Origin of the sequence: Sphingobium sp. C100, assembly GCF_000508185.1 — a bacterium.
Taxonomy (GTDB): Bacteria; Pseudomonadota; Alphaproteobacteria; order Sphingomonadales; family Sphingomonadaceae; genus Sphingobium.
In genome coordinates, this window is record NZ_AYOY01000036.1 from 1 (window position 1) to 9,327 (window position 9,327).

Consider the following 9,327-nt stretch of genomic DNA (forward strand, 5'->3'; position numbering starts at 1 on the left):
CCCGCCGCCGCGGCCCGCGCCGCCAATGGCGACATGGCCAAGGCCGCGCTTGCCGCGGGGCTGGTCGACAAGCTGGGCGACGAAGCCGCCTTTGGCGATCATGTCGCCGAACTGGCGGGCGATGCATCGGGCGACCGGGCGGGCAGCTTCGCGACGATCGACCTGCGCACCTATGTCAAGGCGCGCCAGCCCGGCAATGACGGGCAGATCGGCGTGCTGACCGTGGCGGGCGATATTGTCGATGGCGAAGCCGGCCCCGGCACGGCGGCGGGCGATACCATTTCCGACCTGCTGCTGACCGCGCTGGACGAAAAGAAGCTCAAGGCGCTGGTCGTCCGCGTCGATTCGCCGGGCGGCTCCGTCATGGCTTCGGAAAAGATCCGCAGCGCCATCATGCAGGCAAAGGCCGACGGCCTGCCCGTGGTCGTCTCCATGGCCAATGTCGCGGCGAGTGGCGGCTATTGGGTCTCGACCCCGGCCGATGTCATCTTTGCCGAACCCGACACCATCACCGGGTCGATCGGCGTCTTTGGCATATTGCCCAGTTTCGAAGGGACGCTGGCGAAGATGGGCATCACCACCGACGGCGTCCGCACTACGCCGCTGTCGGGCCAGCCCGACATCGCTGGCGGCACCACGCCCGAATTCGACCAGATCATGCAATTGGGGGTCGAGGATATTTATCGCCGCTTCGTCGGACTGGTCGCCCAGTCGCGGCGCAAGACCCCGCAACAGATCGACGCCATCGCGCAGGGCCGCGTCTGGGACGGCGGCACGGCGCGCCAGCTTGGCCTGGTCGACCGGTTCGGCGGGCTGGATGATGCCATCGCCGAAGCCGCCCGCCGCGCCAAGCTCGATCCCGCCAAGGCGCGCGCCTACCGGATCGAGAAGCAGCCCGACCCCTGGACCGAATGGATCGAGGCGCTGGCCGAGCGCGAACGTGACGACGCCAATACCCCGCGCGACATGCTGGCGCGGCAGGCCTGGACGCAGCGCGGCTGGGCGATGCAGGCCGTCAGCGACGCCCGCGCGCTCGTTTCGGGCGCGGGCGTGCGCGCCGATTGCCTGGAATGCCGCGGTTATGGCGCGCCCCGGCCGCGCGGCGAAGCCAACGAGCGCGGCGTGATGACGATGCTGGCGGCGCTATGGCGCTAGGACGGCCTCCGCCTAACGCTGCGCGCGATACCCCACGAGCAGCCCGAAGCTGAAGGTCGCCAGCAGCGCCAGCTGCACTTTCCCGTGCGGATCGTCATAGCCCATGATCTGCTGTCCCCAGGCGAACAGCCCGACAAACATTGCAAGCGCCAGACCGGACATGGATTTTCCCCACTTCCCCCAATTCAGGCGGGAAGCTTAACGCCTGGGCCGCTAACAAAAGGATAATGGCTTGCCTCGCGCGCGCGCCGCGCCTAGGGGGTGCCGCATCACCGGTCGCCGCGCCAGGCGCGCGGCGCCAAGTCGATTCCAGGGAGCTGAGCACGCCATGAAAGCCCGCATCTTCGTCACCCTCAAGGGCGGTGTCCTCGATCCCCAAGGCAAGGCGATCCACCATGCGCTCGAAGGCCTTGGCTTTGGCGGCGTCAACGACGTGCGCGCCGGCAAGCTGATCGAACTGGATCTGGCCGACGGCACCAGCGATGAGGATATCGACGCCATGTGCCGCAAGCTGCTGGCCAACACGGTGATCGAAAATTACCGCATCGAAAAGGTCGCCTAAGGAGATATGCCCGCCATGAAGAGCGCCGTCATCGTCTTTCCCGGCAGCAATTGCGACCGCGACCTGGCGGTGGCGTTCGAAGCCGCGACCGGGGCCAGGCCCGCCATGGTCTGGCATCGCGACACGGAACTGCCGGACGACATCGACCTGATCGGCGTGCCCGGCGGCTTTTCCTATGGCGACTATCTGCGCTCGGGCGCCATGGCCGCGCGCTCGCCGGTGATGCAGGCGGTGGCGAAGGCAGCCGACCGTGGCGCATTTGTGCTGGGCATCTGCAACGGCTTTCAGGTGCTGACCGAAAGCGGCCTTCTGCCCGGCGCGCTGCTGCGCAACGCGGACGGCCATTTCATCTGCCGCGACGTCGCGCTGACGGTCGAAAATGCGCAAAGCGCCTTCACCAGCCGCTATGAGGCGGGCGAAAGCATCACCTTCCCCGTCGCCCATCATGACGGCAATTATTGCGCCGACGACGCCACGCTCGACCGGCTGGAAGGCGAAGGCCGCGTCGCGCTGCGCTATGCGGAAAGCGTCAACGGATCGGCCCGCAACATCGCCGGCATCCTCAACGACGCGGGCAATGTGCTCGGCATGATGCCCCACCCCGAACGCGTGATCGAACCCGCCCATGGCTCCACCGACGGCAAGCGCCTGTTCCAGGGCCTGGTCGAAGGCCTGCTCGCGCGCGCCTGACGGGACGGCTCAATCATCGCACAAAGCCCGCCGCGCATCCGCGCGGTCGGCTTTGTGTGATGGGGCAGAAGGGCTGAGGAGAGGGCGAGCGGAACGACAGTTTCTCTTGCCCCTTGGTCGTTACCCCAGCGAAAACTGGAATCTTCTCCGGGGGTTTGGCGCGTCATTGCCTGAGATCCCAGCTTTCGCTGGGATGACGAAGACGGGTGGTTTTCAGTCGGTCCGCTTTTGGAAAGTTAACCGGCGATAGCTGCCGCTGGGCTGTAAAGATCGTTCGGCAACAATCACCTACTTGCGGACGCTCGAAAACGGCGCATGATTACCTGATGTCGAGCCGCATCGCCCTCGTAACGATGGTTACGCTTCCGCTCCTAATCGGTTGTCAGCCTAAAGAGCCTGCTCAATCGACTTTGGTCGTGCCTGCTGTCGAGCAATGCGAACCTTTCGGTGGAACGGTTCAGAAGGTCGGTATGACAGGAATTCTCGCTTGCGTAGTCCCGACCAAAGACGCCGGAAGATCGTGCCGGAATAGCTCCGAATGCCAAGGTCGATGCCTTACGGAAGAGTGGGAGGGTGATCGCCCGCCCCGCATTGGCACTGCCACGACAGGTGCGTGCGAGGCCTCCAACATCACTAATGGATGCTTCGCCGAAGTCCGCCGTGGGAAGATCGCCACCGGGTTTCTGTGCGTAGATTAACGTCCGCTTCCCACCAGATTTGGCCATTAAGTCTTCTACCTGCCATCTGAATAAGGGGCCGGTTTCAGGGACGCGGATGATCTGACCGAATGACCAAAAAATGGCCGCAACCGGCCAATCCTATCCTCAGCGCCGCGCCGGATATCCGCCCGTCACCCGCCCCGATGATAATCATAGTCAAGCGCCCGGCCCTGCTGCTTGGTCAGGATGGCGCCGACGATGACGCCGCCCGCCCGCCGCAGCCGGTCCACCGCCGCGCGCAGGCCGCCATGATGGTTGCGGCCCCATTCCACCACCATCAGACTGACCTGCGCCCGCGCGCATAGCAAGGGCGTGTCGCCCAGCCCCAGGATCGGCGGCGCATCGATCAGGATCGTGTCATAATCGTCGCGCACTGTCGCCAGCAGCCCGTCGAGCGCCGGCGTCGCCAGCAGTTCGGCGGGATTGGGCGGCACTGCCCCGCACGGCAGCAGCGAAACGCCCGCCACCCCGGTCGGAATGATCGCATCGGCGGCCGCGGCCTGCCCGGTCAGGACTTCGCTGATCCCCTTGCCCGGCGCGACGCGGAACAGCGCGTGCTGCACCGGGCGGCGCATGTCGCCGTCGATCACCAGCACCGACTTGCCCAGCGCTGCAAGCGCCCGCGCCAGCGCATTGAGGGTCAGAGACTTGCCCTCCCCCTCCTGCGCGCTGGTGACGAGGATGGAGCGCGGCAGTCCCCCGGACGACGCCAGCAGCAACGACCGCGCGATCGGCGTGAATATCTCGGACGGCTGCGGATTGTCGCCCGTCACCGGCACCGCGCCCAGCAGCGGCAGGTCCACCCGCTCCGCCAGCGTATCGGCCGACGTCACCGCATCGTCGAAGATATGGCGCGCACCGACCAGCAGCAGGCCGAGCGCCAGGCCGCCCAGCGCGGCGAACAGCAAGGTTTGGCCGACCTTGGGCGAAAAGGGGCGCGCGGGCACCGCCGCCCGGTCGAGCGGCTGGATGCGCCCGGCCTGGAAACCGGCCTGCGACGCCATGTCGCGATAGCGCTGGAGCAGGCTGTCGTGCAGCATCCGATAGGTATCGACGGAACGCGCATACATGCTCATCTGCACATCGCGGCCGCGCGCGACCTGCGCTTCACGCTCCACATCGGCGATTTCCGCCGCGATCTGCTTTTCGCCATGGACGGCGACCTCATATTCCTGCTTCAGCGAGGCGCGGATGCGGTTCGCCATGTCCTGCGCCTGATCGTCCAGCGCCGCCAGCCGCGCCCGCGCCTCGCGCATTTCGGGATGGGCGTCCTTGCGGAACTGCCGTTCCTCGACCAACGCGGCGCGCGCCTGTGCCCGCTCAGCGATCAACTGCTGCATCGCGCCATTGCCCAGCACTTCGGGCAGGGTGTCCGCATTGGCCGCGCGCGCGCTTTCCCAGCGCTTCTGCGCGCCGATTCGATCCGCCAGCGCCTGGGTGCGCAGCGCATTGAGCTGCGCCAGCCGGCTCTCGATCGCATTGCCGGACGGTGCGACGGGGCCGCTCCCCGCTTTCGCCAGCCCCTCCTTGTCCGCCCGCTCCTCCTCGATATCGGCGCCATTGCGCGCGGCATAGACCGCCAGATCGCGCTCGGCCCGGTCCAGATCGCGCCGCGCGCCGTCAAGCTCACCCAGCAGGAAGCGACGCGCCTGCACCCCGGATTCGAACCCGCGCTTCAAGTCGGACCGGATCAGGCTGTCGGCATAACCGTTCGCGACGCGGGCCGACAAGGCTGCATCCGCGCTCACGAAGCTGATGCGGATCACCCGCGACTTGCCGGGCAGTTCGACCTTCAGATTGTCACGCAACAGGGCGATGACCCGTTCCTGCTCGACCTGCCGCTGGCTGAGGCTGCCCGCGCCCTGCTTCGGCCGGCTGACGCCCATCCCCTCGAAAAAGGTCGGCGTACCGACCAGCGCCAGGCTGCCCGCAACCTCTTCGGCCAGCGCCCGGCTGCGCAGCACTTCCAGCTGCGTCTGCATCACCGTTTCGATATCGTCGCTCGTGGATCGGGAAGGCGTGCCCGCCCCGGCCGCCCCGGCCGGCACATCCTCCACCTCGACCGAGGCGGTCGCGCGGTAATCGGGTGTCGACAGCAGGATATAAAGCAACGCCGCCAACAGGCACAGCGCCATGGTGACGAACAGGATGACGCGATGTCGCCGCAGCACCGTCCAATAGCTGCGCGCGCCCCGCGCCAGACGGGCGCCCATGGCTTCGGCTTCGGGCCGCTCGGCCGGATCGATCAGGGTCGTGGCCATCAACGGTCTCCGTCCAGCGCGATGAACCCGGTCGCCAGCGCCGGCACGGCGATCAACGCGCCGCCCAATATCGCCTTCGCGCGGGAAAGGCCGACGATCACCTGGTCGCCGGGCAGGATTTCAGGATCGGGCGCTTCCCCCTTGCGGATCGCGCCCAGGTCGAACATCGCCGCTTGCCGCTGTCCCTCGATCCGGCGCACCACGACCACCTGCCCGGTGGCGGCCAGCCGGGTCGGCCCCTTGGCCAATGCCACCGCCTGCGACAGGGTCAGCCGGCCATCGACCGGGTAGAGGCCGGGTTCCCGCACCTCGCCGTCCAGCGTGATGCGGCGTCCCACCGCCTGTTTGACGAACAACGTAACCTGCGGCGACACCAGATAGCGCTCGCCCAGCCGCCCGGCGATCACGTCCGCCGCCTCGCTGGCGGACAGGCCGGCGACGGGCACCGCGCCGATCAGCGGCATCCGCACCATGCCCGCGGCATCCACCTGCGCATCTTCCAGCGACAGGCCCGGCTCATGATAGACCTGGATGCGCAGCACATCGTCGGGCGAAATCCGATAGTCCATGCCGATGGCGGGCGGCGGCGGGACCAGGGCATAGGCATCCTCCCCGCGCGGCGCGTCCTCGACCGTCGCGCATCCCGCCAACCCCGGCAACAGGAGGGCGGCCATCATCCATCGCGGCCGGTGCCGTCGCGTCATGCCTCTTGTCCCCCTCTGGCGATTGACCCTGCGCGCGCAAAAGCCGTGCGCGGCTTGGGGGGTAGCCATGGGGAGAGGCGATGGCAACCGCCCGCGCGACGGGCTGCGCCGGGACGTGCTGCGTCAGACCGCGATGCGATCCGACCCGGCAGCGGCGATCCGGCGCGGCTGGTCCGGCCAGATGCCGCGCGTGTCATATACCGCCTTGCCGGCGCGTTCGTCGACGGGGACCGATTTGAACATGTCATGATCGACCAGAATGACGAAGACGCCACATTGTTCCAGAGCCGTATCGAGATCGATCAGTTCCGCGCCGGTTCCGGCGAAGTCCATCGGCAATTCGCGGGCATAGGGTTCGACCAGCTTGACGCGGCGGCCATAGCGGCGGGCCAGGCGCGCCGCGACCTTCACCGCCGGGCTTTCGCGGAAATCGTCGATATTGGCCTTGAAGGCGAGGCCCAGGCAGGCAACGTCCTCACCGGCAAAATCATCGATCATGTCGGACGCGCGGGCGACGACATGATCGGTCTTGCCGTCATTCACCTCGCGCGCGGTGCGAATGATGCGGGCATTTTCGGGGTCACCATGGACGATGAACCAGGGATCGACCGCGATGCAATGCCCGCCCACGCCGGGGCCGGGGTTCAGGATGTTGACGCGCGGATGCCGGTTGGCGAGGCGGATCACCTCCCACACGTCGATGTCCATATTGTCGGCGATCACCGACAATTCGTTGGCGAAGGCGATGTTGACGTCGCGGAAGCTGTTTTCGACCAGCTTCACCATCTCGGCCGCGCGGGCCGTCGTGGTGATGCAGGCGCCGCGGACGAACTGGCGGTAAAAACCCAGCGCCTTGCGCGCGCAGCGGGGCGTGATGCCGCCGATGCAACGGTCATTGTCGATCAGTTCGACCAGGATGCGGCCGGGCAGCACCCGCTCGGGACAATAGGCGATCGCCACATCGCCCTGCGCGCCCGTGCCCGGCATTTTGAGGTCGGGCCGGATCGCGCCGATCACATCGCGCATCGCCTCTGTCGTGCCGACGGGCGATGTCGATTCCAGGATCACCGTGTCCCCGGCCTTGAGCACCGGCGCGATCGTCCGCGCGGCCTTGAGGATATAGGAAATGTCGGGCGCACGGTCTTCGGCCACCGGGGTCGGCACGGCGATGATGAAGACGTCGCTTTCCTCGACTTCAAGGCTGGCGCGCAGGTTGCCACGCGCCACCACGCCCTGCACCAGACCATCGAGATCGACTTCCTCGATGTGGACGCGGCCCGAATTCACCGTCTCGACCACATGGGACGACACGTCGATACCCACAACCTGACAGCCGCCGCGCGCGATCAGCGCGGGGGTCGGCAGGCCGATATAGCCAAGGCCGATGACGGAAACCTTTTGCTTGGTATCGACGGGCATGGGTCGGAACGTCCTTCAGGCTATGGGTTTGCCCGCCTTTTGCCCCGAATTGCTGAAAATTTCGGTAACGGCGTTACCGATAGCGCGGCTGGGGCTGGCGCGCCATATGCAGCGGCGAGCGAACGATGGGCGCGGTGATGATCTTCGTCTTCATCAATTCGCGAATCCGGTCGGCGCCGGTCGGGTTCAACAGGACGACGCGCGTCCCGCCCGATGCGAGCGGCTCGATCGTGGAAATGGCGATGGCATGACGGGCGCACAGCGCCTCGACATCGGCTACCGCCGCCTTGAGGGTGATGGCGCGGCTCATGCGCGCGTCTCCGCGACGGCGGCGAATTGCCGACGGTCCAGATTCATCATGAAAAATGCTCCTTGCCTGGCAAGCGGGAGCGCGATGGTCTCTCGGTCGTGGCGAATGCTTGCGGGCGGAAATCGCGGCGATGCCGCGCGATAGCAGGTCCGGTCCGCAGCGTCTCGACCTTTCTTCGCCCTTCGGTCAACCCGCCGCGATGATGTCGGCGATCCGCTCCGCGCCCTGCCCGTCGCCGAAGGGATTATGCGCCCGCGCCATCGCCTCATAGGCATCCGCATCATCCAGCAGCGACAGCACTTCGCGCACGATCATGTCGCGGTCCGCGCCGACCAGCTTCGCCGTGCCCGCCTCCACGCCCTCGGGCCGCTCGGTCGTCTCGCGCATCACCAGCACCGGCTTGCCCAGCGAGGGCGCTTCTTCCTGCACCCCGCCGCTGTCGGTCAGGACCAGGTGACACATATCCAGCAGGCGGACGAAATGCGGATAGTCGAGCGGTTCGATCATCGCGACATTGGGCAACGCCCCCAGCACCGCATCCATAACCGGCCGGACATTGGGATTGGGGTGGACCGGAAAGATCACCGCCACATCCTCGCGCGCGGCGATGTCGGCGATGGCGCGGGCGATCGCCTCCATGCCGCCGCCGAAATTCTCTCGCCTGTGGCTGGTGACCGCGATGATCCGCTTGTCGGCAAAGCGCGCCGCCAGCGCATCCAGCCCGCTCGCCAGCGCCGGCTGCGCCACCACTCGTCCCCGCGTCGCCAACAGCGCGTCGATCACGGTGTTGCCGGTGACATGGATATGGGCCGGATCGCGATTTTCCGCCAGCAACGCGTCTGCTGCTGCCTGCGTCGGCGCAAAATTCAGGTCGGCGATGCAGGCGACGACGCGGCGGTTCACTTCCTCGGGCCAGGGATGATGGATATCGCCGCTGCGCAGCCCCGCCTCGACATGGGCGACCGGGATCTTGCGATAATAAGCGGCCAGACTGGCGACCATGGTCGTCAGCGTGTCGCCATGCACCACCACCCGGTCGGGCTGCTCCTTATCGAACGCCCTGCCCAGTTCCACGATCAGCTTCGCCGTCAGCCCGTCCAGCGTCTGGTTGGGCACCATCACGTCCAGGTCGATGTCGGGCACGATACCGGCAATTTCCAGCACCTGGTCGAGCAGGCCGCGATGCTGCGCGGTCACGATCACGCGCGTATCGATCCCCGGTCGCCGGCGCAGGGCATGGACCACCGGAAACATCTTGATCGCTTCGGGGCGGGTCCCGAACACAATGGCCACCTTCACATCTTGCTCCCTTGTCCGCCCTGACGACCGATGGTCGCGCAATACATGCCGTTAGTCGCAGAAATTAGTATACAGGCGCTGAACGTCTTGTGTATTTCATCGCTGCGATGCAGCGAATTGTCATATATGGCGCATATGTGATCGCTGCGTTGCACCCCTCTATGTCTATGCGGAGCCGGAACACCTCATGAAAATCACGATGATCGGC

The 9,327-nt window shown here is 66.5% G+C and carries 9 protein-coding genes; 3 read left to right on the forward strand and 6 right to left on the reverse strand.

The window, feature by feature from the left end; translation table 11 throughout:
* On the forward strand, window positions 1-1,155 hold a 1,155-nt coding region (locus tag C100_RS29025; RefSeq protein WP_024018541.1), incomplete at its 5' end, for a S49 family peptidase.
* Between the two features lie 12 nt (window positions 1,156-1,167).
* On the opposite strand, the gene C100_RS48805 is transcribed toward C100_RS29025, so the two are convergent.
* Complete coding sequence (locus tag C100_RS48805; protein WP_024018542.1) at window positions 1,168-1,317, reverse strand: hypothetical protein; 150 nt, start codon at window positions 1,315-1,317, stop codon at window positions 1,168-1,170.
* A gap of 166 nt (window positions 1,318-1,483) precedes the next feature.
* Here C100_RS48805 and purS point away from each other — a divergent pair, with 166 nt between their 5' ends.
* Both purS and purQ read left to right on the forward strand, forming a co-directional pair.
* Window positions 1,484-1,717, forward strand: coding sequence for a phosphoribosylformylglycinamidine synthase subunit PurS (purS, locus tag C100_RS29030; protein WP_021224554.1), 234 nt, complete (start codon window positions 1,484-1,486; stop codon window positions 1,715-1,717).
* A 15-nt stretch (window positions 1,718-1,732) separates the two neighbouring features.
* Window positions 1,733-2,407, forward strand: coding sequence for a phosphoribosylformylglycinamidine synthase subunit PurQ (gene purQ / locus C100_RS29035; protein WP_031308728.1), 675 nt, complete (start codon window positions 1,733-1,735; stop codon window positions 2,405-2,407).
* A gap of 850 nt (window positions 2,408-3,257) precedes the next feature.
* Here the strand turns inward: purQ and C100_RS29040 are convergent.
* From C100_RS29040 to wecB, 5 genes are all read right to left on the reverse strand, one after another.
* Window positions 3,258-5,339: a GumC family protein gene (locus C100_RS29040; protein ID WP_235219015.1), complete on the reverse strand. Its 2,082-nt coding sequence runs from the start codon at window positions 5,337-5,339 to the stop codon at window positions 3,258-3,260.
* Between the two features lie 47 nt (window positions 5,340-5,386).
* Entirely contained in the window at window positions 5,387-6,064 is a 678-nt protein-coding gene (locus C100_RS29045) for a polysaccharide biosynthesis/export family protein (protein WP_024018545.1), read from the reverse strand.
* A 150-nt stretch (window positions 6,065-6,214) separates the two neighbouring features.
* Window positions 6,215-7,510 (reverse strand): UDP-N-acetyl-D-mannosamine dehydrogenase, encoded by a 1,296-nt coding sequence (wecC, locus tag C100_RS29050; RefSeq protein ID WP_024018546.1) that lies wholly within the window; start codon window positions 7,508-7,510, stop codon window positions 6,215-6,217.
* A 73-nt stretch (window positions 7,511-7,583) separates the two neighbouring features.
* Window positions 7,584-7,820, reverse strand: coding sequence for a hypothetical protein (locus C100_RS29055; RefSeq protein WP_024018547.1), 237 nt, complete (start codon window positions 7,818-7,820; stop codon window positions 7,584-7,586).
* 186 nt (window positions 7,821-8,006) lie between these two features.
* Window positions 8,007-9,119, reverse strand: coding sequence for a non-hydrolyzing UDP-N-acetylglucosamine 2-epimerase (wecB, locus tag C100_RS29060; protein WP_024018548.1), 1,113 nt, complete (start codon window positions 9,117-9,119; stop codon window positions 8,007-8,009).
* Window positions 9,120-9,327: the final 208 nt, after the last annotated feature.